The organism is Roseibium litorale, from assembly GCF_014842915.1.
Lineage (GTDB): Bacteria > Pseudomonadota > Alphaproteobacteria > Rhizobiales > Stappiaceae > Roseibium > Roseibium litorale.
Genome location: NZ_JACYXI010000026.1, coordinates 1 through 20,993, shown reverse-complemented (window position 1 = coordinate 20,993; position 20,993 = coordinate 1). Strand labels below are relative to the sequence as shown.

Below are 20,993 nucleotides of genomic sequence, written 5' to 3'. Positions count from 1 at the left end.
TCCGCAGAGCCGGCAAATCAGATGTCGTCATTCCGCTCCGGCGGAACCAGCCCTTCCAAGCCGCGCAGCAGGTCTTCCTCAGACATGCGGTCGAATTCGACCGCGCTGTCGTCAACGGCATTGACCTGCGTGGCAGAGCTGTTGGATGAGGGCACCAGCGGAACGGTTTCTGCTTCAGGCTCGTCCACTTCCACATACTTCTGCAGCGAGTGGATGAGGTCTTCCTTCATATCTTCCGGGCTAACGGTCTGCTCGGCGATCTCGCGTAGGGCCACGACCGGATTCTTGTCGTTGTCGCGGTCCACGGTGAGCGGCGAACCACTCGAGATCATGCGAGCGCGATGAGCGGCCAGAAGTACCAGCTCAAATCGGTTTTCGACCTTGTCGATGCAGTCCTCGACGGTCACGCGCGCCATACGACGTCTCCATAAGTTAGGGATCCTGAAGGACCAGCGTATACTGTCGGTCCACCTCGAAAGCAACCCCTCAGGTCAAACGCCTGCCGGAGGAATCACATGCACTTTGTTTGCTGCGCAGGATATCTCATGTTGCGAGGATCAGGTGCAGTCTGCCATTACTCACAGAATAGGATATTTTCAGCAGGGTATGGAAGCCCGGCATTTGGCTGCTTAACTTAGGCACAGCACCGTGTCCGGCGGACTTTGTGATTGCGAGAGTGGTAAGTTCTAGTGTAGGGGCTTTTACTGCGAACTGTTAAAAATAAAAGCAGACGCCGGGTAGAATGCAATATCACCAAGCTGGGCTGACTGCAGCCTCCAAAAAGACACCAGCAGCTCGTTTTGTGAGTTCTGATTGGGAACGAGGCTCGGTCAAAAAGCTTCGGGAAGTCTTAAGATAAAATAAGAAAGGTTTCCAGTAACATGTTTGATGCTAGGGAAAAAGTTGCTTTATTTATTGATGGTGCGAATCTTTATTCGACGGCTAAGGCCATTGGTTTTGATATCGACTACAAAAGACTTCTGAAGGAGTTTCAGGGTCAGGCGTATCTTCTTCGGGCGTACTATTATACTGCTCTGATCGAAGATCAGGAATACTCTTCAATCCGGCCTCTGATCGATTGGCTGGACTATAACGGCTACAAGGTCATCACGAAGCCGGTCAAGGAATTCGTAGACAGCTCCGGCCGCCGGAAGGTCAAGGGCAATATGGACATCGAGCTCGCAGTGGATGCGATGCAGCTCGTGGATCATGTCGACCATATCGTTCTTTTCTCCGGTGACGGCGATTTCCGTTCTCTGGTTGAGGCGCTTCAGCGCAAGGGCCGCAAAGTGAGCGTTGTCTCCACGCTGAAGACCCAGCCGCCGATGATCGCCGATGACCTGCGCCGCCAGGCCGATCACTTTATCGATCTCGCCACTCTGGCAAACAAGATCGGCCGGGATCCGTCCGAGCGGCCTGTGCGCCAGGCGCCCGTCGAAAGCATCGACGAAGACGACGACTACTAAGCTGTCCTGACCGGATGACCTGTGACCTGGTAACGGATCCGCCGCTGGATTGTCCCGTATGCCCCCGTCTGGTGGATTTCCGGACCGGTTTGCAGCGGGAGCATCCCGACTGGTTCAACGCGCCTGTCCCGACGTTTCAGGGCGATAACCCGCGTTTGCTGGTGATCGGCCTGGCGCCGGGTATGCGCGGCGCCAACAGAACCGGCCGCCCGTTTACAGGCGATTATGCGGGTGATCTTCTCTATGAGACGCTGATCGAGTTCAATTTCGCAAAAGGCCAGTATCAGGCCCGTCCGGATGATGGCTTGATGCTAACCGGTGCGATGATCACCAACGCCGTGCGCTGCCTGCCGCCTGAGAACAAACCGACCGGTGCCGAGATCAAGGCCTGCAGGCCCTATCTCATGGCAACGCTGGACGCAAACCCGCAGGTGAGGGCAGTTCTTGCCTTGGGCCGCATTGCGCATGACACGTTTCTGACCGCGTTGAACCTGCGCAAGGCGCTGTTTCCCTTTGCGCACGGTTCCCGCCATGATCTGGGAACGCGTAACCTCCTGATGTTCGACAGCTATCATTGCTCCCGGTACAACACCAATACTGGGCGTCTGACATCAGAGATGTTCAAATCCGTCTTCACGTCTATCCGGACCGATCTGCCGGAGGCCTGATCTGTCTTCAGGGTCTTGGGAAACTTCGCCTTATCTGTGCGGCGGCGTTAAGACCCAGCCGCTGGAGCCAAGATGCTCCTGAGGCTGGAAACGCGCCTTGTAGGCCATCTTCGGCGATCCATTTACCCAATAGCCCAGATAGACATAGGGCAGGCCCATCTGCCGGGCGCGCTGGATGTGATCCAGGATCATGAAAGTTCCCAGACTGAAGCCTGTGACCTCCGGGTCGTAGAAGGAATAGACCATCGACAGTCCGTCTGCGAGCTGATCGGTCAGTGCGACGCCCAAGAGAGGACCTTCTCCGGCGCCGGTCAAAAAACTGTCCGGCCCCCTGCGGCGGTACTCGATGACCATGGTCTCAACGTGGGTGTCCTCCACCATCATGGCGTAGTCCAGAACGCTCATTTCCGCCATCCCGCCCGTTTCGTGCCGGGCGAGAAGATAGCTGCGGAAGAGATCATACTGCTCTGCAGAGGGGGAGGCTGGCAGCCTGGCGCCAACCAGCTTCTGCCCCATCTTCATCTGGCGGCGGAAGGATTTCGTCCAGTCGAAGTCCCGCACGCGGACCCTGACGGATACGCAGGCCTTGCAGTCTTCGCAGGCCGGGCGGTAGGCGATGTTCTGGCTGCGCCGGAAACCGCCCTGGGTCAGAACATCATTCAGGGCGCTGGCGTGCTGGCCGATAAGATGCGTGAAAACCTTCCGCTCCTGGCGGCCCTCCAGATAGGGGCACGGCGCTGGAGCGGTCAGGTAGAACTGCGGATGATCGGTCGGGTGCCGTGTCAAATGCTGTTACCGGAATAAGGTTTGTCTTCTACAATCCATAATACCATGGTGCCACTAAAGAGAAGGTCAACCACAAAATCAGGGACAGGGGTGTGCCTGCCCGCAAAAAGTCTGAGAAACGGTAGTGTCCTGGCCCCATCACAATCAAGTTAGTCTGATAACCGATGGGCGTGGCGAAGGAGGCATTGGCTGCGAAAATCAGGCAGACCACGAAGGCTTCCGGTGATTGGCCGAGCTGGTTGGCCATCTTTACCGCGATTGGCGTGAAGAGAACCGCCGCCGCATTGTTCGACAGGAAATTGGTCAGGATCATTACGATCATGAAAAGGGCGGACAGGATCACGGTCGGAGACGAGCCGCGCAGAAGCTCGACGAGACCATTGGCGATATAAGCCGCACCGCCCGTTGCCTCAAGGGCAGCCGCCCCTGCCAGAGAGGAGCCGACCAGCATCAGGATGCGGCTGTCGATAGCACGCAAGGCCTGGCGCACGTTCAGGCATCCCGAGGCAATCATCGCGAATGTGCCTGCAACGGCGGTGACGGCAATCGGGGCAATGCCGAAGGCGGCAACAGCAACCACCGCGGTAAAGATCGCCAGGGCCCGCGGCGCATAGCGGCGCCGGGGCACTTCTGCAGTGGACCAGTCCAGCAAAAGCACATCCCGGTTGCCGCGCAGGCTGGAGACCTGAGCGGAGGTCCCGGCAATCAGAAGCACGTCACCGGCTTCCAGGCGGATGTCGTTCATCGCCATGCGCGGCATGCGGCTGCGGCGCTGAATGCCCATCACCACGCAGCCTGTATCGGCATGAAAGCCGGTCTGCATGAGGGTGCGGCCCATCATCCGGGATGCGGGGGCCACCACCACCTCGGCAAGGGTCATTGTGCCGGGCTGCGCGGTGTTGGGCGTCGTCTCTGAAGCGCCGGTCTGGCCGGAGGGATCTGCCTCAAGCAGCGGCTGGCGGCGCGACAGCGCATTGGCGAGCGCCGACCGTGTGGCCGCGACGATCACCGTATCTCCCGGTGACAGCACCACGTTTTCAAAAGGGGGAAGCAGCGGCTTTTCCCCGCGTTGGACAAGGCGCACGGTCATGTCCTTGAGAGCCGGGAACATGCCCGAAATCGATTCCACACCGACCAGCGGATGGCCATAGCCGATGTTGATCTGGGCGATGAACTGCTTGCCGGAGGAATTCTGGATTTCTTCCGCCATCGTCCGGCGCGGTTTCAACAGCCGCGGCATGATGAAAAGCACATAGACAGAGCCAACACCTGCCAGGATCAGCGCGATTGGCGTGAAGCTGAAGAAGGTCAGTCTGAGATCTGATGTCTGGGCTGCGTAGTTGGCCACCAGAAGGTTGGTGGACGAGCCGATCACCGTTGTCATGCCGCCGAGGATTGTCATGAAGGACAGGGGCATGAGGACGCGGGACGGGGAGGTGCCCATCGTCGCGGCGACGGCGCTCAGGATGGGCAGGAACATCACCACGACGGGTGTGTTGTTCAAAAAGGCGCTGAGGGCGGCGACGACAAGAAGAACCGGGATTGTTGCCATCTGGGAGCGGCCACGGCTCCATTTCACCAGCGCCTGGGCAGGCTTTTCAAGGGCATCTGTCTGGAACAGTCCCTGGCCGATGATCAGAAGGCAGATGACGGTGACGACGGCGGGATTGGAAAAGCCCGCGAGCAGGGATCCCGCAGTGATGGGGCCATCCGGGCCACTGGCCGGGAAAACCGCAAAAAGAACCATGAAAGCAACGACGGAACCGAGCGCGATCAGCTCGATGGAATAGCGTTCGGTCGCATAAAGAACCACTGTGGCGGCAATGACGAGAAACGTCATTGCCATTGGAAAATCAAGTGCCTGCATTCAGGGTCTGCCGCCGCCTTCTCCGGAATTCTACCGGGGCACTTTAGAACAGGCGGAATGCCAATAGGAAGGACAATGAAAGCGTTCGCGGCTCTTTTGTGGGAACGGATTTCCTTTTCAGGCGTGTCTTTGGCGAAGTGCTTCCGAATTCATCACAACAGTGCCCAGAACCAGATCATGCAGCAGCCGCTTGCGCTCGGTGAAGAGGGAGACCAGCAGCACGAGGGGCGTCAGCAGCGAGATCGAAAACCAGAACAAAAGCACATGCACGGCAGCGAGCAGCGGGTAGGGACGTGCCCCATGCCACAGGCGCATCTCAAGCCCCATGGCGCGCATGCCCGGCGTGGAAGCCGCAGGTCCGCCAAGCGTGACAGCTGTGTAGATCAGGGCAATGGCCTGACCGAGAAAGGCGTAAAGGATCCAGGCGAGGCCGAGGGTGAAGATCCCGAGCAGGAACACGACGACCGCCGCGCAAGCGGTCAAAATGGCGACCGCGATCACGTCGATGAAAAAGGCGAAAATCCGTTTGGTCCGCACGCTGTCGAACAGGTCAGGCGCAGCGATCGGATCGAACGCATTTTGAGGGGACATCATCGGTTCGGTCTGCGAGATCATCTGCGCGGCTCCTGTGGCTTCTTGCACGGCTTTAATGTGGGGGCGAAGTCCACAGGTTGCAAATGGGTCAATCGATGGCCTCTGCCACATCCAGACGGCGCACTGTATAGCCCCGGTTGCGCAGGGCCGAGACAATTTCCTCACCGTGATTGGCGTCAAAGGCTTCGAAGGTGACATCGAGTGTCGCCCCCTTGGCGGGCACATTCAGGAACAGGCGGTGATGGGCAACGTCTACCACATTGCCCTGCAATTCGCCGATGACGGTGGTGATGTCGCCCAGAACGCCCGGGCGGTCCGGCGTGTCGATGCGGATCGAGACAAGGCGTCCGTCACGGGCGAGTTCCCGGATCACGATGGACGACAGCAGTCGCGGGTCGATGTTGCCGCCGCACAGCACCAGACCGACGCGCTTGCCAGCAAACCGTTCCGGATCGGTCAGCAGACCAGCAAGCCCCGCGGCTCCGGCACCCTCGGCAATCGTCCGCTGCAACACCAGATAGGCGTTGATGGCCTGCTCCAGCGTGCTTTCCTTGGCAAGGATGATATCGTCCACCCAGCGCTTGACCACTTCCTGGGTCAGGAGGCCAATGTCGCGCACAGCGATACCTTCCGCGATGGTTGGCCCCTCGCAGCGCACCTCCTTGCCCTTCAGCGCGCCCCACATGCCCGGATAGAGCACGGTTTCGACGCCGATGACTTCGATCTCCGGCTTGATGGCCTTGGCGGCCACCGCCATGCCCGCGATCAGCCCGCCGCCGCCAATGGGCACAACCAGAACATCAAGGTCCGGTCTCGCTTCAAGCATTTCAAGGGCAATCGTGCCCTGACCGGCGATGACATCGGGATCGTCATAAGGGTGAACCCAGATCAGCCCCTTGTCGCGGGACAACCGGTCGGCTTCCGCCTTCGCTTCGGCGAGCGTGTCGCCCGCCAGAACCACCTCGGCACCAAAACTGCGGGTGGCGGCGATTTTGACGAAAGGAGTCATGGCCGGCATGACGATGGTCGCGGGAATGCCGAGCCGCCCCGCATGATAGGCCACGCCCTGCGCGTGGTTTCCCGCCGACACAGCGATCACGCCGCGCTTGCGCTCCTCTTCGTTCAGGCTGAGCAGCTTGACCAGCGCCCCCCGTTCCTTGAACGCGCCGGTGACCTGCATGTTCTCATATTTGATGAAGATCTCCGCACCGGTCAGGGCGGACAGGCGCGGGGCGGGCAGGCACGGTGTGTCCAGGATGGCCCCTTTAAGCTGATCCGCTGCCGCGCGGATCCGTTCAAGGGTGATCTGATCCGGATCAGTGGAGAGCGGGCGGGCCGGGTCTTCGGAGGCGCTTTGCGTCACTTCTTGCCTGCCAGGATCTCGGCCACCTGCGGCGCGAAATAGGTCAGGATACCGTCTGCTCCGGCGCGTTTGAACGCCATCAGGCTTTCAATCATGGCCTTCTGACCGTCGATCCAGCCATTCCCGGCAGCCGCCGCGATCATCGCGTATTCTCCGGACACCTGATAGGCGTAGGTCGGCACGCGGAAGGTGTCCTTGATGCGGGTGACAATGTCCAGATAGGGCATGCCGGGCTTGACCATGACCATGTCGGCGCCCTCGGCGATGTCGAGCTCGGCTTCCCGCAGCGCTTCGTCCGCGTTGCCATAGTCCATTTGATAGGTGCGCTTGTCGCCGACGAGCGTGGCGTTGGTGCCCACGGCATCGCGGAACGGTCCGTAAAAGGCGGACGCGTATTTCGCCGAATAGGCCATGATCTGGTGATCGCGGAAGCCGCCTTCATCCAGTGCGGTGCGGATCGCGCCGATGCGCCCGTCCATCATGTCGGAGGGGGCGATCACGTCAGCACCCGCTTCGGCCTGAATGAGGGCTTGCAGGGCCAGCTGCGAAACCGTTTCGTCGTTCAGAATCCGGTCTCCCTCCAGGATGCCGTCGTGGCCATGGCTGGTGTAGGGGTCGAGCGCCACGTCGGTGATCAGGCCAATGTTGAGCTTGGCGGCCTTTATCGCCCGGCAGGCGCGGCAGATCAGGTTGTCCGGGTTCAGGGCTTCGCTGCCCATGGCATCGCGCAGCGACGGATCCGTATAGGGAAACAGGGCCAGCGCCGGAATGCCGAGGCTTTCGGCCTTGATGGCGTCCTTAACCGCTTCGTCCACCGACAGGCGCTCAACGCCCGGCATGGAGGGGACAGGCTGGCGCACGCCGGTGCCGTCGACGATGAAGATCGGCCAGATCAGGTCATCGACGGTCAGAGTGTTCTCGCGGACCAGACGGCGGGACCAGTCGGTCTGACGGTTGCGGCGCATGCGCCGTCCGGCAAGAAGCTCGTCCATACGGGCGGGGGAGAACGGCGGCGTGCGGTGAGAAGACGTCATGGGTATTCAGTGTCCTGATGAGGTCAGGGCGGCCGGGCCAAGGGCTGGTCTGGGGCCGTCGGGCTTTTGGAATGGGCGAGACACTAACACGGCAGGCCATTGGCTCCAACTCCCGATAATATAACGGGAAAAGCAAGTGAAAATGGCCTTGATTGACGTTTACGTCAAAACGCGCTAGCTCTGTTCATGAATGAAAACCAAGGCTTTGCCCTGGCAGTCGCCAGGGTTTCGGGAGGATGAGTCGTGGATTTTTCCCTGAATGAGGACCAGCGCGCGTTCCAGGATATGGCTGCGGCATTTGCCCGCGACGAGATGGAGCCCCATGCGCGCGAGTGGGACGAGAAGAGCTATTTCCCCGTCGAAACCCTGCGCAAGGCAGCAAGCCTTGGCTTCGGCGGTATTTACGTACGCGAGGATGTGGGCGGCTCTGCCCTGACCCGGACAGATGCGGCGGTCATCTTTGAAGAGCTGTCCAAAGGCTGCACGTCTACAGCGGCCTTTATCTCAATTCATAATATGGCAGGCTGGATGATCGACAACTTCGGTTCTGAAGAGGTCCGTCAGGCCTATCTGCCGGATCTGTGCGCCATGGAGCGCATCGCCAGCTATTGCCTGACGGAGCCCGGCTCCGGATCGGACGCGGCCAGCCTCAGAACCCAGGCCAGGGACGATGGCGATCATTATATCGTTAACGGCTCCAAAGCCTTCATCTCCGGCGGTGGCGTCAGTGATGTCTATGTCACCATGGTGCGCACGGGCGGCAGCGGGCCGGACGGCATTTCCTGTCTGGTCATCGACAAGAACACACCTGGCCTGAGCTTCGGCGCGCAGGAAGTGAAGCTCGGCTGGAAGAGCCAGCCAACCGCGCAGGTGAATTTCGAGGATTGCCGTGTGCCCAAGGCCAACCGGCTGGGGGAGGAGGGCGACGGCTTCAAGATTGCCATGAAGGGGCTCGATGGCGGGCGGCTGAACATTGGCGCCTGCTCTCTTGGCGCAGCGCAGACCTGTTTGGAGCGCGCCACAGCCTATCTCAAGGAGCGCAAGCAGTTCGGCAAGGCGCTGGCGGAATTTCAGGCCCTGCAATTCCGGCTGGCGGATATGGCGACTGAACTGGAGGCTGCCCGGCTTCTCTTGCACAAGGCTGCCACACTGGTCGATGCCAAGGCGCCTGATGCGACCATGATGGCGGCCATGGCCAAGCGGCTGGCGACGGACACGGGCTTTAAGGTGGTCAACGAGGCGCTGCAGCTGCATGGCGGCTATGGTTACCTGCGCGATTATCCGGTCGAGCGCTTCTTGCGCGACGTCCGGGTGCACCAGATTCTGGAAGGCACCAACGAGATCATGCGTCTGATCATCGCCCGCCAGCTGCTGCGGGGGTGAGTTTGGTGGGAAGGCGGCGGAAACCTTCCCTCAATGGGTAGGGCTGAATGAAAGAATCCCTCTCTTCCGTCGTGCCATGGCTTGACCATGGCATCCATGCCGTTCCGTCTCCTCAAGCAGGGCTTTTCTGCTCGGTGAGGTTAGGGGATGGATTGCAGGATCAAGTCCTGCAATGACGAAGAAGGAGAGGATCGTGTCTGCCAAGCAGACATTCTGGTCTTTGTCACCTGCGCCGGGAGAGGCGCGAGTTGGAGGAATGCCGGTTTGACCGACGAGATTCTGTTTGAACAGCGTGGGGCCGCGGGCTTCATCATTTTGAACCGTCCGAAGGCGCTCAACGCGCTCAATCATCCGATGGTCACCGCCATGGCGGCCAAGCTTGACGAATGGGATAAGGACGACAGCATCCGGCATGTGGTCGTCACTGGGGCAGGGGAAAAGGCCTTTTGCGCGGGCGGAGATATCCGCAAGGTCTATGAGATGAAGAAGGCAGGCGAGCCGGGGCTGGCCGATTTCTTCGGCGATGAATATGTGCTGAATGCCCGCATCAAGGCCTATCCCAAGCCCTATATCTCGCTGATTGACGGGATCGTCATGGGCGGCGGGGTTGGTCTCTCCGTCCATGGGCGCTATCGCGCCGGTTCGGAATTCACGTTATTCGCCATGCCGGAGACCGGCATCGGCTTTTTCCCGGATGTTGGCGGCGGTTATTTCCTGCCGCGCCTGCCGCATTTCATCGGCACTTACTGTGCACTGAGCGCTGGGCGCCTGAAGCAGGCCGACACGCTGGCAGCCGGAATTCTGACCCACGCGGTGCCGCGCGAAAGCATGCCGGCTCTGGCAAAGGCGCTTGAAACGACTGAGGATGTGGAAGCGGTGCTCGCATCCTTCCATCAGGATCCGGGCGCATCCGGTCTGATGGCACAGGCCAGCGTGATCGAAAGCGTGTTCTCCGCATCGACCGTTGCAGAGATCATGAGCCGCCTGGACGCTGTGGACAGCGAATGGGCGCAAAAGACCGCGGCAGATATCCGCGCCAAATCCCCGACAAGCGTTCATCTGGCCCTGGAACAGGTGCGCCGTGGCGCAGACCTCGACTTCAATGCCAACATGCGCATGGAATACCGGATTGTCAGCCGGATCCTGCAAGGCCACGACTTCTTTGAAGGCGTTCGGGCGGTGCTGGTGGACAAGGATCATGCGCCGGACTGGCAGCCAGCTCATCTTGATCAGGTGGACAGCGCGGAGATAGCGTCGTATTTCCAAGAGCCTGAAGGGGGAGACTTGGCGCTCTCCTGAGTGCTGCGCTGGCACACGAGAACAGGGACCAGATACTGCCCATGATCACCAGTTTCGAGGATATCGTTAAGACGCGTCCGCCCTGGAGCACGATTCTGGTCTGGTATCTGCGTGCCATGGCGCTTCTTCTGATCGGGGGCGGTGTGATTCATTGGGCCCGGATCGTGGGCATGGTGCCCTGGCGCGGCCTCTGGTTCTGGGACATGCCGGTGGAATGGCAGGCGGCGACCGTCTTCTTCGCCGTCCTCGATCTTGTTGCTGCCACCGGTCTCTGGCTAGCGGTCTCCTGGGGAACGGTGATGTGGCTGTTCCGGGCGATCAGCCAGATCGTGATGCATTCCGTGTTTTCCGACGTCTATGGCCGCCGGCCCTACGAGATCGCCTTCTACCTGCTTACCATCGGGATTTACCTGCTGATCGTCTATCTGATGGAGCGGGAAAACCGGAAGACGTGACGGCGGCGGATCAAGGTCCGGCAAGCCCATCTATTCAGCGAAGGCCCGTCCGGGCTTTTCTGAGACATGTACGCTGTCCCGGGGAGGGGCGGCCTCTTTAAGATTGCCATCGGGAGGAACTGTCATGGCGAGCACTATCGGCTTTATCGGTCTTGGCAACATGGGCGGACCAATGGCGGCCAATCTGGTCAAGGCGGGACACACTGTCTCCGGGTTTGATCTGTCCGAAGCAGCGCTTGCGGCGCTTGAGGCTGCGGGTGGCAAACGCGCTGCGTCCGTTGAGGAGCTGGCTGCAGCCAGCGATGTGATCGTCACCATGCTTCCGGCCGGGGCTCATGTGCGCAAGGTCTATATGGGAGAGGGCGGCATTCTGGACGCGGCCAAGCCCGGCACGCTGATGATCGATAGTTCCACCATCGACGTGGACAGCGCCCGCGCGGTGGCCGAAGCCGCCAGTGCGAAGGGGATGCCGATGGTTGATGCCCCGGTTTCGGGCGGCGTCGGTGGAGCGGCTGCCGGAACGCTGACCTTCATGGTCGGCGGCCCGGAGGAGGCTTTCCAGAAAGCAAAGCCGTTCCTGGACGTGATGGGCAAGACCATCGTTCACACGGGAGATGCCGGAACAGGGCAGGCGGCCAAGATCTGCAACAACATGATTCTCGGTATCTCGATGATCGGGGTCAGCGAGGCTTTCGTACTGGCAGAAAAATTAGGTCTCGACGCTCAAAAACTTTTCGACATTTCCTCGACCGCGTCCGGCCAGTGCTGGTCCTTGACCTCATACTGTCCAGTTCCGGGACCATTGCCGTCCTCACCGGCCAACCGGGACTACCAGCCGGGCTTTGCGGCGGAGATGATGCTCAAGGATTTGAAGCTCGCCCAGGAGGCGGCAAGTTCCGCTGGGGCAGCGACCCCGCTGGGGGCGCAGGCTGCCGCGCTTTATGCGCTTTTCTGCAACTCAGGCGGGCGCGGCGTGGACTTCTCGGGCATCGTGAAGTACCTGCGCGGAACATCATGAATCAATTGTTTCAAGGCAGTCTCGAATTGTCTTGAAGCAATTTACCGTTGATTCAGTGTGTCTCTTAAGCGGTTCTTAGAAACGCTCCGGTAGTGTTGGTCTCAAGGTGGGAAAAATATCCACCTATGAACAGGCAAAAGAGGCGCAAGCAAATGATCACCGCAACAAGGGCAGTCGATGCAGTGTCACAGGTTGAGAGTGAAGCGGAAATCAAGCCGCTTTATCTTGAAGCACTGACGCTTGTAGAAAGACTTCACCGGCGTCTGCTCGACGTCATCAAGGATGAATTCGACCGTATGGGCCGGTCTGATGTAAACAGTGTGCAGGCTCTGCTTCTGTTCAACATCGGCGACTCGGAACTGACGGCAGGCGAACTGCGCACGCGTGGTTACTACCTGGGTTCGAATGTGTCCTACAATCTTAAGAAGCTGGTCGAGACCGGTTACATTCACCATCAGCGCTCGCGCATGGACCGCCGTTCGGTTCGTGTCAGCCTGACGGAGAAGGGCCGTGAGATCGCGCAGATCGTCAATGATCTGTATGAACGCCACATGCTGTCGGTCGAACAGGTCGGAGAAATCGGGGCAGACGATTTCATCACCCTGAACCGTTCGCTGCGCCGGCTGGAGCGTTTCTGGACCGATCAGATCCTCTATCGCCTCTGAGTTTCCAGCGGCAGATCCAGATGAGAAACGCCGTCCCGGCAAGTCGGGGCGGCGTTCGTGTTTTTGACGGCGTACACCACGGTCTGTGTTGCAGGACAATCACACAGACCGGATGCAAATATTCGTGAGCCGGATTCCTATGCAGACTGTGTTAGGATTTGCGGCAGTGCGACATTATCTGAACACAATGGAGTGTCTTATGTCGCCTCATTCTGCGTGACCGGCTGGCCATTGGGGGGGCGTTGCCGCTGCGTTGAAAACCTCCGGATCCGGCTGCCATCAGGAGCCGGAGTCCCGAGAACTGATATCGGGGCCTGATCATGCAGACGCGGATGGGCCAAGCCACCGTGCTGCCGCCAAATTATTAATATCCGCGGTGGTATTGAGGTCTCTGGTGCCGCATTTGGTGCCGTCAATTGATTGGTGATGTGCGCAATGATTGTTTCGAAGCCGACCTTGAGCGACCGTTTTTCCGCGTATGTGTCCGGGTGCCTGACGTCTGTCCTGTCTCCGCTGACCATAGTTTGGAAGGGGCGTACCCTTCTGGCCGGAGCGGTTGCGCTGGCCGCACTGGCCGCAGCAACCCCGTCCATGGCCCAGTCGCCGCTTGAGGCGCTGCGCCAGTACAAGCAGCGGGTGGAATGGGAAGACAAGTTCGATCAGACCATGCAGAGCCTTCAGGCCATGCAGTCCTCGTCGCCGACGCTGTCTCCCGAGACAGCCGATCATATTGCCGCGGCCATCGACCAGTATTCGCGCATCGTCCAGGTGGGCGGCTGGGGCACGGTCTCCGGTGACGGCAAGAACAAGCTGCGCATTGGTGCCCGTGACGCCCGTGTGGTCGAACTGCGCCGCCGCCTGATGGCGTCTGGCGATCTGGAGCAGACCGCCGGCATGTCCGATACATTCGATTCCTATGTGGATGCGGGTCTGCGCCGCTTCCAGATGCGCCACGGCCTGATGCCGGATGGTGTGCTGGGCGAGGGCACTTTGACCGCGCTGAACATTCCGGCTGATGTGCGTCTGCGCCAGCTCGAAACAAATCTGGTGCGTCTGCGTGCCATGTCTGGCTTCCTTGGTGACCGCTATGTGATGGTGAACATCCCGGCTGCCGAGATCGAAGCCGTGGAAAATGGCCGTGTCCGTTCGCGCCACACGGCTGTGGTCGGCAAGATCGACCGCCAGACACCGATCCTGAACAGCAAGATCTATGAGCTGAACTTCAATCCCTACTGGACGGTTCCGGTCTCCATCATCCGCAAGGATCTGATCCCGAAGATGAAGCAGGACCCGCAGTATCTTGCCAAGAACAAGATCCGCATCTTTGACTGGAAGGGCAACGAGCTCAACTGGCAGGACATCGACTGGAACACGGACGAGGCGACCCAGTACCGCTTTACGCAGGAGCCAGGCGAAGAGAACTCGCTCGGAACCGTGCGCATCAATTTCCACAACACCCACCAGGTCTATCTGCACGACACGCCGTCCAAGACGCTGTTTGGCAGCGATTACCGCTTCCATTCCTCGGGCTGTGTGCGCGTCCAGAACGTCCGCGAGCTGGTGACCTGGCTGCTGGAATCGACCACGCCGGACTGGAACCGGGCGAAGGTTGATGATGTCATCCGCGTTGGAACCCGGGAAGATGTCAAGCTCAAGACCCAGATCCCGCTCTACCTGACCTACATCACCGCTTGGGCCAATTCCGATGGTGTCGTGAATTTCCGCGACGATATCTACAATCGCGATGGCCTCTACGGCGATGCTCCGGATCAGGGCGCGTCCGCCGTGCAGGCGCGCCTCTAACGAAGCGCCCCGGAGCGTCAGGCCAGGGCAGGGGCTTTTCACAACCTGTTCAAGCTTTTGCCACGCCCGCCCTTGCCAGTCAGGGGCGGGCGTGGCTTTTTTACACTTTGCTGCAGAAAAAGCCATCGAGTCGGGCTTGTCCTTTGCCAGGATGAGAGATGAGGGTTTGGTGAAAGGTGCAGAGCGAACGGAAGCAAAGGCCAGGGCCGGATATGTCGACGCAGTCTGGTAAGTCGGAAGTCTACATCGAGTTTCACCCGGTCGGGCGGCAAGTGAAGGTGACGGCCATCGATGCCACGACCGGCGTGGAGGTCTCCGTCATGGGGCCATCGACCGCCTCTCGGGCTGATCTGCAAACGCTGGCCGTGCGTAAACTCCAGCGGCGCCTCGAGCAGCTCCGGGACTAATTCTGTTTCCGGGGACAGGTCTTGTGGCTGGGCCTCACCCGAGTGGCTAGATATGCCCATTTTGTAAACCGCTGCGGCAAGGGAACACTTGGTTCCCGGCCCGCTCTATGCTACGTCCCTCGCCGACGGGCCACGGCCGGGTCTTAAGCCCGGTTGATCAAGGTCCAGCGGAAGATCCGCCTAGCGCGCCAAGTTGAAAAGGAAGCTACGATGTCCCTGTCTGATACCGCAGCCAGCCAGTCTTTCCTCCATGATTTCTTTAACCGCAACCTGGCGGATACCGATGCCGATGTCTTCGGCGCCATCGGCGACGAACTGCATCGCCAGCAGCACGAAATTGAGCTGATCGCCTCGGAGAACATTGTCTCCCGCGCGGTGCTGGAAGCCCAGGGTTCGATCTTCACCAACAAATATGCCGAAGGCTATCCGGGCAAGCGCTACTACGGCGGCTGCGAATACGCCGACGTTGTCGAGACCCTGGCCATCGAGCGCGCCAAGCAGCTGTTCGGCTGTGAGTTTGCCAACGTTCAGCCGAACTCCGGCAGCCAGATGAACCAGGCTGTGTTCCTGGCTCTGCTGCAGCCGGGCGACACGTTCATGGGTCTGGATCTGAACTCCGGCGGTCACCTGACCCATGGTTCCCCGGTCAACATGTCCGGCAAGTGGTTCAACGTGGTCTCCTACGGCGTGCGTGAAGACGATCACCTTCTCGACATGGAAGAGATCGAGCGTCTGGCCAAGGAACACAAGCCGAAGCTGATCCTGGCAGGCGGCACCGCCTATTCCCGCATCTGGGACTGGAAGAAGTTCCGCGAGATCGCTGACAGCGTCGGTGCTTACCTGATGGTCGACATGGCCCACATCGCCGGTCTGGTGGCAGGCGGCGTGCATCCGTCTCCGGTGCCCCATGCCCATGTGGTTACCTCCACCACCCACAAGTCTCTGCGCGGCCCGCGCGGCGGCTTGATCCTCACCAACGATGAAGCCATCGCCAAGAAGATCAACTCGGCTGTGTTCCCGGGTCTTCAGGGCGGACCGCTGATGCATGTGATCGCGGCCAAGGCCGTTGCCTTCAAGGAAGCGCTGCAGCCGGAATTCAAGGCCTATGCCCAGGCTGTTGCGTCCAATGCCAAGGTGCTGGCCGAAACGCTGAAAGAACAGGGCCTGGACATCGTGTCCGGCGGCACGGACAACCACCTGATGCTGGTGGACCTGCGCCCGAAGAATGCGACCGGCAAGGTGGCCGAGAAGGCCCTTGGCCGCGCCAATATCACTTGCAACAAGAACGGCATCCCGTTCGACCCGGAAAAGCCGTTCGTGACTTCCGGCATCCGTCTCGGCACCCCGGCTGGCACGACCCGCGGTTTTGGACCGGCAGAATTCCGCGAGATCGGCATGCTGATCACCGAGGTTCTGGACGGTTTGCGGGCGGCCAACTCGGAAGAAGGCAACGCGGCTGTGGAAGCCGCTGTGAAGGCCAAGGTCGAGGCGCTGACAGCCCGGTTCCCGATCTATCCGGCCTGAGCTGCTGTAAGGCCCTGAAAAGGGCGTGTTGAACGGAGAGACCTGAATGCGGTGTCCTTATTGCGGCGGCGATGAAACCCAGGTGAAGGACTCCCGTCCGACCGAAGACAACACGGCAATCCGCCGGCGCAGGGTGTGCAACACCTGCGCCGGCCGGTTCACCACTTTCGAGCGGGTGCAACTGCGCGAGCTCATGGTGGTCAAGCGCTCCGGGCGGCGGGTTCCATTCGACCGGGACAAGCTGATGCGGTCCGTGCAGATTGCTGTCCGCAAGCGCCCCGTGGAGCCGGACCGGATAGAACGCATGGTCAGCGGCATCGTGCGTCAGCTGGAAAGCCTCGGCGAGAACGACATTACCGCGGAGACCATTGGCAACCACGTCATGGAAGGCCTGAAGGGCATTGATGACGTCGCCTATGTGCGCTTTGCGTCTGTCTACAAGAACTTCCGCGAGGCCAAGGACTTCGAGGCGCTTCTTGACGAATTGAGCGGTCCTGATGGCCAGCCTCTTCCCGGGCGGTGAGTCTCATTTGATCAATCTATCCGGTGACATGACAGTCTCTAAGCCCTCGCCCGCGCAGAGTGATCAGGACAGGCGTTTCATGCAGGCGGCTGTTGCGCTGGCCAGAAGGGGGCTTGGCCGCGTCTGGCCCAATCCATCGGTCGGGGCGCTGATCGTCGCTCAGGACCAGAACGGCTTTCCCATTCTGGCCGGACGCGGCGTTACCTCCCGTCCAGGATCGGCGCACGCGGAAGTCAATGCCTTGAGGCAAGCCGGGGAGCGTGCACGCGGGGCGGCCTGTTACGTCACGCTCGAACCCTGTTCCCACCATGGCCGCACGCCGCCCTGCGCTGATGCATTGATCGCGGCAGGTGTAGCGCGCGTGGTGATCGGCTGCCTCGATCCGAACCCGCGCGTGTCAGGCCGGGGCGCCGCAAGGCTGAAGGAGGCCGGCCTCGAAGTGGTGACCGGTGTCGAGGAAGCGGCCTGCCGGGATCTGCAGATTGGTTTCATCCGGCGGATCATGGAACAGAGGCCTGCGGTATCGCTGAAGATGGCTATGTCCCGGGACGGCTTCATTGGCCGCAAAGGCGATGGCCAGGTGCGTATTTCCGGTCCCGAGGCCGGAGACTTCGTGCACGGCATGAGGTCCAATCACGATGCCATTCTGGTCGGCATCGGTACGGCCTTGGCCGATGACCCGGAGCTGACTTGCCGTCTGCCCGGCTTGGCTGACCGTTCACCGGTTCGCGTGGTGCTGGATACGGACGCGCGTCTGCCCTTGACCTCCAAGCTGGTCAGCACGGCTGCGGACGTGCCCACCTGGGTGATCTGCGGCAATGACGCGGACCGCGACCGCCTTTCTGCCCTGGCGGAGGCCGGTGTTCTGGTGATCAAGGTGCCTGCGCCCGGAGGCCGGATCGAACCGGAAGTTGCCTTGAAAGCATTGGGCATGCGCGGGATCACCCGTCTCATGGTTGAAGGAGGGGCAAGTGTCGCAGCTTCCTTCTGGCAGTCCGGGGTGGTGGATGTCTTCATGCTGGTCACCGGCAATGTGCTGGTGGGAGAGGGGGGGATTCCGCCTTTCGCTGGCTTGAGCCTTGATGAGGTTCATGCCAACCCCAACTATGAGCCATGCCAGACTGGATGGCTTGGCTGCGACCAGATTGAAATCCTGCGGCGGCGAGGAACCTGACATGTTTACGGGAATTGTGACTGATCTCGGTGAAATCCTCTCTGTGGAACCGGTTCCCGCAGGCCTGCGCACGCGGATTCGTACGGTTTATGACACAGACAGTTTCGATATCGGGGCATCCATTGCCTGTGGCGGTGTCTGCCACACGGTGACCGCGAAGGCCAATTCCTCCAATGGCAACTGGTTCGAGGTGGAATCGGCAGCTGAAACGCTCGCCATCACCAATGTCCCGTCCTGGGCGCCTGGAAAAAAAATCAATCTGGAACGGTCCCTGACACTCGGCTCCGAACTTGGCGGCCACCTGGTTCTGGGCCATGTGGATGGTCTTGCCACCATCACCAAGCGCGAGGATCACCCGGATTCGGTGTATTTCCAGTTCGAGGCCCCGCGCGAATGCGCACCTTTCATTGCCAAGAAGGGGTCCGTCACGCTGGACGGAACATCCCTGACCGTGAACGAGGCGGAGGGATTGCTGTTCTCGGTCTTCCTGATCCCGCATACGCTGGAAGTGACCACCTGGTCGGACCGGCAAGTGGGCGATAAGGTCAATCTTGAAGTTGACATGATGGCACGTTATGCCGCGCGGCTTGCGGAATTTCCCCGCGAGGCGTAACTGAGTGCACGAACAGGGCGCGGGCAACCGTGATCTGCGTTTACCACCCTTCGGGTTTCTCCCCAGCTTCACGATGGATCTGGGAAACCGGGGTGGACAAATCCCGGCTGGCGTGGTTCCTCTCGCCGCCCTAGAGACGAGAGACCGACGCCATGACCGCTGCTCCGAAGCTCCTCATCATTGAGGCCCGTTTTTACGAAGACATCGCTGACGCCCTGGTCGAGGGAGCCGAAAAGGCCCTTGAGGCAGCTGGCGCAAGCTACGACCGGATTTCCGTACCGGGCGTTCTGGAAATTCCGGCTGCCCTTTCCATGGTGCTGACCTCCATGGAAAGCGACGGCGAGTTCTATGATGGCTTCGTTCTGCTCGGCTGCGTGATCCGCGGCGAGACCTCTCACTACGACATTGTGGCAAATGAATCCGCCCGAGTGATCATGGATCTGGTGGTCGATGCCGATCTGGCACTCGGCAATGGTATTCTGACCGTCGAAAACGGCGAACAGGCCTGGGCCCGTGCCCGGGTCAGCGAAAAGAACAAGGGCGGCGCGGCAGCCGAAGCGGCATTGGCCATGATCAAGCTGCGCGAACGCCTTGGAGTGTAATTGGAATGTCCGAGAAGGCTGAAAAGACCAATCAGGCGAACAGCGGCCCGCGGCCCGCGAACAAGCGCGGCGCAGCCCGTCTTGGCGCGGTTCAGGCGCTCTATCAGATGGATGTGGGTGAAGTTCCGCTGAGCACTGTCATCAGCGAATTTACCGCCTTCCGTCTTGGCAAGGAGCTGGACGGTGCCCAGTACCGGGATGCGGACGAGCAGTGGTTCAAGGACATCGTCAAGGGTGTGGTCGCGGACCAGCGCCTGATCGATCCGTTCATTCACACGGCCCTCGTCGAAGGCTGGCCGCTGAAGCGGATCGACAGCCTGCTGCGCGCAATACTGCGTTCCGGCGCTTTCGAGCTTCTGCGCCGCCGCGATGTGCCCGCCCGCGTGATCATCTCCGAGTATATCGACGTCGCCAAGGCGTTCTATGAGGACGACGAACCGGGACTGGTCAATGGCGTGCTCGACCGTTTGGCTCATGACCTGCGCAACGCCGAATTCACCCCGCCGCCGCCCGCTGAAATCGATGAGGACAGCACGGTCGGCACCGGTGGGGATGCAGCTTCCGGCGAGGCGTAAGCATGGCCGGAGACCGGCCGCATGAGTTTGAGCTGATCAAGCGCTATTTCGCGCCGCTCGCGACCGACCCCGGCAGTCTTGGACTGACGGACGACGCCTCCGTCTACACGCCTGCGCCCGGCATGGAACTGGTTCTGACCAAGGACATGCTGGCGGCGGATGTGCATTTCTTCGCGGGCGATCCGCCAGAAGCGATTGCCGCCAAGGCGCTGCGCGTCAATCTTTCCGATCTGGCGGCCAAGGGCGCACGTCCGCGCGCCTATCTCCTGGGATTGGGCCTGCCGGATGATTGGTCCGCAGAGTGGCTGGAGCGGTTTGCCTCCGGCCTTAGCGGCGACCAGGCGGCTTTCGATGTGGCGCTGGCCGGTGGTGACACCATCCGCAGCGGGCAATCCCTGCAGCTTTCCATCACCGCCATTGGCGAAGTGCCCGAGGGAACCGCCGTGCGCCGCACTGGCGGGCGGGCGGGGGATCTCCTCTATGTGAGCGGCACAATTGGCGATGCTGCAGCCGGTTTGAAGGAACGGCTGGATCCGGGGCTTCTGGCCCGGAATGGGCTGGACGAGGACGGCATTCAGCATCTCCTGACCCGCTATCTCCTGCCTCAGCCACGGGTCCGCCTGGCCGAGACCATCCGTCTTCACGCTCACGCTGCCATGGATGTCTCCGACGGTCTTCTGGCCGACGCGGCCCATATGGCCAAGGCGTCAAGACTGTCTCTGACCATCGACCTTGATAAGGTGCCCCTGTCCGCGCCCATGCGCCAGCTTCAGACCATGGCGCCAGAGCTCTTTCTTTCCGCGTTGAGCGGCGGGGATGACTACGAGATTCTCTCCCTCGTCCCGCCAGAACAGACGGCGGCTTTCGAGGCAGCTGCCCTGTCCGCCGGCTGCCCGGTCACCTGCATCGGCGTGGCGGGCAAATGTGAGGGGGGCGTGTCTCTGCTGCGAAACGATCAACCCCTCGACCTCGAAACAATCCCGGGTTTCCGCCACTTCTGAGCGCCCAACCCTCACTCGTTGCTTCGCGCCGACCTCTCCCAGGCTTGCTACTAGATTCACACATCTCATTCGTTGGCTTGGGTGTGATTTTGGATGAGATTGAGGCCTTTCCTCATAGCCTGGAACTGGAGCCATCCTTCGAGCATGACAATGGGTCCCGGCTTTCCGTAATA

At 60.5% G+C, this 20,993-nt stretch carries 22 protein-coding genes; 16 read left to right on the top strand and 6 right to left on the bottom strand.

Annotated elements, in window-relative coordinates; translation table 11 throughout:
* Positions 1 to 17: 17 nt before the first annotated feature.
* A complete protein-coding gene (gene rpoZ / locus IG616_RS22380; protein WP_192151126.1) occupies positions 18 to 416 on the bottom strand; it encodes a DNA-directed RNA polymerase subunit omega in 399 nt (132 codons plus the stop codon).
* A 465-nt stretch (positions 417 to 881) separates the two neighbouring features.
* Here rpoZ and IG616_RS22375 point away from each other — a divergent pair, with 465 nt between their 5' ends.
* The gene (locus IG616_RS22375; RefSeq protein ID WP_192151124.1) at positions 882 to 1,466 is read left to right on the top strand and encodes a LabA-like NYN domain-containing protein; all 585 of its coding nucleotides are present in this window, start codon (positions 882 to 884) and stop codon (positions 1,464 to 1,466) included.
* Positions 1,467 to 1,480: 14 nt separating this feature from the next.
* The gene (locus tag IG616_RS22370; RefSeq protein WP_192151122.1) at positions 1,481 to 2,134 is read left to right on the top strand and encodes a uracil-DNA glycosylase; all 654 of its coding nucleotides are present in this window, start codon (positions 1,481 to 1,483) and stop codon (positions 2,132 to 2,134) included.
* A 30-nt stretch (positions 2,135 to 2,164) separates the two neighbouring features.
* Here the strand turns inward: IG616_RS22370 and IG616_RS22365 are convergent, their stop codons facing one another.
* From IG616_RS22365 to hemB, 5 genes are all read right to left on the bottom strand, one after another.
* Entirely contained in the window at positions 2,165 to 2,920 is a 756-nt protein-coding gene (locus IG616_RS22365) for an arginyltransferase (RefSeq protein WP_192151120.1), read from the bottom strand.
* A gap of 28 nt (positions 2,921 to 2,948) precedes the next feature.
* Positions 2,949 to 4,787, bottom strand: coding sequence for an SLC13 family permease (locus tag IG616_RS22360; protein WP_192151118.1), 1,839 nt, complete (start codon positions 4,785 to 4,787; stop codon positions 2,949 to 2,951).
* 117 nt (positions 4,788 to 4,904) lie between these two features.
* Positions 4,905 to 5,402 (bottom strand): RDD family protein, encoded by a 498-nt coding sequence (locus IG616_RS22355; protein ID WP_192151116.1) that lies wholly within the window; start codon positions 5,400 to 5,402, stop codon positions 4,905 to 4,907.
* 67 nt (positions 5,403 to 5,469) lie between these two features.
* Entirely contained in the window at positions 5,470 to 6,744 is a 1,275-nt protein-coding gene (locus IG616_RS22350) for a threonine ammonia-lyase (RefSeq protein ID WP_192151114.1), read from the bottom strand.
* Positions 6,741 to 7,736, bottom strand: coding sequence for a porphobilinogen synthase (hemB, locus tag IG616_RS22345; protein WP_192151139.1), 996 nt, complete (start codon positions 7,734 to 7,736; stop codon positions 6,741 to 6,743). Before hemB ends, IG616_RS22350 begins: the two co-directional genes overlap by 4 nt.
* 285 nt (positions 7,737 to 8,021) lie before the next feature.
* Here hemB and IG616_RS22340 point away from each other — a divergent pair, with 285 nt between their 5' ends.
* From IG616_RS22340 to thiL, 14 genes are all read left to right on the top strand, one after another.
* Complete coding sequence (locus IG616_RS22340; protein WP_192151112.1) at positions 8,022 to 9,161, top strand: acyl-CoA dehydrogenase family protein; 1,140 nt, start codon at positions 8,022 to 8,024, stop codon at positions 9,159 to 9,161.
* Between the two features lie 264 nt (positions 9,162 to 9,425).
* Positions 9,426 to 10,460, top strand: a complete 1,035-nt coding sequence (locus IG616_RS22335; protein ID WP_246476366.1) for an enoyl-CoA hydratase/isomerase family protein — start codon at positions 9,426 to 9,428, stop codon at positions 10,458 to 10,460.
* 41 nt (positions 10,461 to 10,501) lie between these two features.
* A complete protein-coding gene (locus tag IG616_RS22330) occupies positions 10,502 to 10,915 on the top strand; it encodes a DUF6163 family protein (protein ID WP_192151109.1) in 414 nt (137 codons plus the stop codon).
* 103 nt (positions 10,916 to 11,018) lie between these two features.
* The gene (gene mmsB, locus IG616_RS22325) at positions 11,019 to 11,933 is read left to right on the top strand and encodes a 3-hydroxyisobutyrate dehydrogenase (RefSeq protein WP_343072416.1); all 915 of its coding nucleotides are present in this window, start codon (positions 11,019 to 11,021) and stop codon (positions 11,931 to 11,933) included.
* A 152-nt stretch (positions 11,934 to 12,085) separates the two neighbouring features.
* Positions 12,086 to 12,598, top strand: a complete 513-nt coding sequence (gene ldtR / locus IG616_RS22320) for a transcriptional regulator LdtR (protein ID WP_192151104.1) — start codon at positions 12,086 to 12,088, stop codon at positions 12,596 to 12,598.
* Positions 12,599 to 13,033: 435 nt separating this feature from the next.
* The gene (locus tag IG616_RS22315) at positions 13,034 to 14,401 is read left to right on the top strand and encodes a L,D-transpeptidase family protein (RefSeq protein ID WP_209008044.1); all 1,368 of its coding nucleotides are present in this window, start codon (positions 13,034 to 13,036) and stop codon (positions 14,399 to 14,401) included.
* A gap of 212 nt (positions 14,402 to 14,613) precedes the next feature.
* Positions 14,614 to 14,808 carry a DUF6898 family protein gene (locus tag IG616_RS22310; protein WP_192151102.1) on the top strand — a complete coding sequence of 65 codons (195 nt, stop codon included), beginning with the start codon at positions 14,614 to 14,616 and terminating at the stop codon, positions 14,806 to 14,808.
* 210 nt (positions 14,809 to 15,018) lie between these two features.
* Complete coding sequence (glyA, locus tag IG616_RS22305) at positions 15,019 to 16,332, top strand: serine hydroxymethyltransferase (protein ID WP_192151100.1); 1,314 nt, start codon at positions 15,019 to 15,021, stop codon at positions 16,330 to 16,332.
* A 46-nt stretch (positions 16,333 to 16,378) separates the two neighbouring features.
* Complete coding sequence (gene nrdR / locus IG616_RS22300; protein ID WP_192151098.1) at positions 16,379 to 16,855, top strand: transcriptional regulator NrdR; 477 nt, start codon at positions 16,379 to 16,381, stop codon at positions 16,853 to 16,855.
* Positions 16,830 to 18,029: a bifunctional diaminohydroxyphosphoribosylaminopyrimidine deaminase/5-amino-6-(5-phosphoribosylamino)uracil reductase RibD gene (gene ribD, locus IG616_RS22295; RefSeq protein ID WP_425504207.1), complete on the top strand. Its 1,200-nt coding sequence runs from the start codon at positions 16,830 to 16,832 to the stop codon at positions 18,027 to 18,029. The genes nrdR and ribD overlap by 26 nt, the downstream gene beginning before the upstream one ends.
* 1 nt (position 18,030) lies before the next feature.
* Positions 18,031 to 18,642, top strand: a complete 612-nt coding sequence (locus tag IG616_RS22290; RefSeq protein WP_192151094.1) for a riboflavin synthase — start codon at positions 18,031 to 18,033, stop codon at positions 18,640 to 18,642.
* A 152-nt stretch (positions 18,643 to 18,794) separates the two neighbouring features.
* The gene (gene ribH, locus IG616_RS22285) at positions 18,795 to 19,244 is read left to right on the top strand and encodes a 6,7-dimethyl-8-ribityllumazine synthase (RefSeq protein WP_192151092.1); all 450 of its coding nucleotides are present in this window, start codon (positions 18,795 to 18,797) and stop codon (positions 19,242 to 19,244) included.
* 5 nt (positions 19,245 to 19,249) lie between these two features.
* The gene (nusB, locus tag IG616_RS22280) at positions 19,250 to 19,819 is read left to right on the top strand and encodes a transcription antitermination factor NusB (RefSeq protein WP_192151090.1); all 570 of its coding nucleotides are present in this window, start codon (positions 19,250 to 19,252) and stop codon (positions 19,817 to 19,819) included.
* A 2-nt stretch (positions 19,820 to 19,821) separates the two neighbouring features.
* Positions 19,822 to 20,820 carry a thiamine-phosphate kinase gene (thiL, locus tag IG616_RS22275; protein ID WP_192151088.1) on the top strand — a complete coding sequence of 333 codons (999 nt, stop codon included), beginning with the start codon at positions 19,822 to 19,824 and terminating at the stop codon, positions 20,818 to 20,820.
* Positions 20,821 to 20,993 lie beyond the last annotated feature (173 nt).

Excerpts from the sequence above, each read along its gene's own strand:
- rpoZ (WP_192151126.1), bottom strand. The coding sequence starts at position 416 with ATGGCGCGCGTGACCGTCGAGGACTGCATCGACAAGGTCGAAAACCGA.
- IG616_RS22375 (WP_192151124.1), top strand. The coding sequence starts at position 882 with ATGTTTGATGCTAGGGAAAAAGTTGCTTTATTTATTGATGGTGCGAAT.
- IG616_RS22370 (WP_192151122.1), top strand. The coding sequence starts at position 1,481 with ATGACCTGTGACCTGGTAACGGATCCGCCGCTGGATTGTCCCGTATGC.
- IG616_RS22360 (WP_192151118.1), bottom strand. The coding sequence starts at position 4,787 with ATGCAGGCACTTGATTTTCCAATGGCAATGACGTTTCTCGTCATTGCC.
- IG616_RS22355 (WP_192151116.1), bottom strand. The coding sequence starts at position 5,402 with ATGATCTCGCAGACCGAACCGATGATGTCCCCTCAAAATGCGTTCGAT.
- hemB (WP_192151139.1), bottom strand. The coding sequence starts at position 7,736 with ATGGACGAGCTTCTTGCCGGACGGCGCATGCGCCGCAACCGTCAGACC.
- IG616_RS22330 (WP_192151109.1), top strand. The coding sequence starts at position 10,502 with ATGATCACCAGTTTCGAGGATATCGTTAAGACGCGTCCGCCCTGGAGC.
- ldtR (WP_192151104.1), top strand. The coding sequence starts at position 12,086 with ATGATCACCGCAACAAGGGCAGTCGATGCAGTGTCACAGGTTGAGAGT.
- IG616_RS22315 (WP_209008044.1), top strand. The coding sequence starts at position 13,034 with ATGATTGTTTCGAAGCCGACCTTGAGCGACCGTTTTTCCGCGTATGTG.
- IG616_RS22310 (WP_192151102.1), top strand. The coding sequence starts at position 14,614 with ATGTCGACGCAGTCTGGTAAGTCGGAAGTCTACATCGAGTTTCACCCG.
- glyA (WP_192151100.1), top strand. The coding sequence starts at position 15,019 with ATGTCCCTGTCTGATACCGCAGCCAGCCAGTCTTTCCTCCATGATTTC.
- nrdR (WP_192151098.1), top strand. The coding sequence starts at position 16,379 with ATGCGGTGTCCTTATTGCGGCGGCGATGAAACCCAGGTGAAGGACTCC.
- ribD (WP_425504207.1), top strand. The coding sequence starts at position 16,830 with ATGGCCAGCCTCTTCCCGGGCGGTGAGTCTCATTTGATCAATCTATCC.
- IG616_RS22290 (WP_192151094.1), top strand. The coding sequence starts at position 18,031 with ATGTTTACGGGAATTGTGACTGATCTCGGTGAAATCCTCTCTGTGGAA.
- ribH (WP_192151092.1), top strand. The coding sequence starts at position 18,795 with ATGACCGCTGCTCCGAAGCTCCTCATCATTGAGGCCCGTTTTTACGAA.
- nusB (WP_192151090.1), top strand. The coding sequence starts at position 19,250 with ATGTCCGAGAAGGCTGAAAAGACCAATCAGGCGAACAGCGGCCCGCGG.
- thiL (WP_192151088.1), top strand. The coding sequence starts at position 19,822 with ATGGCCGGAGACCGGCCGCATGAGTTTGAGCTGATCAAGCGCTATTTC.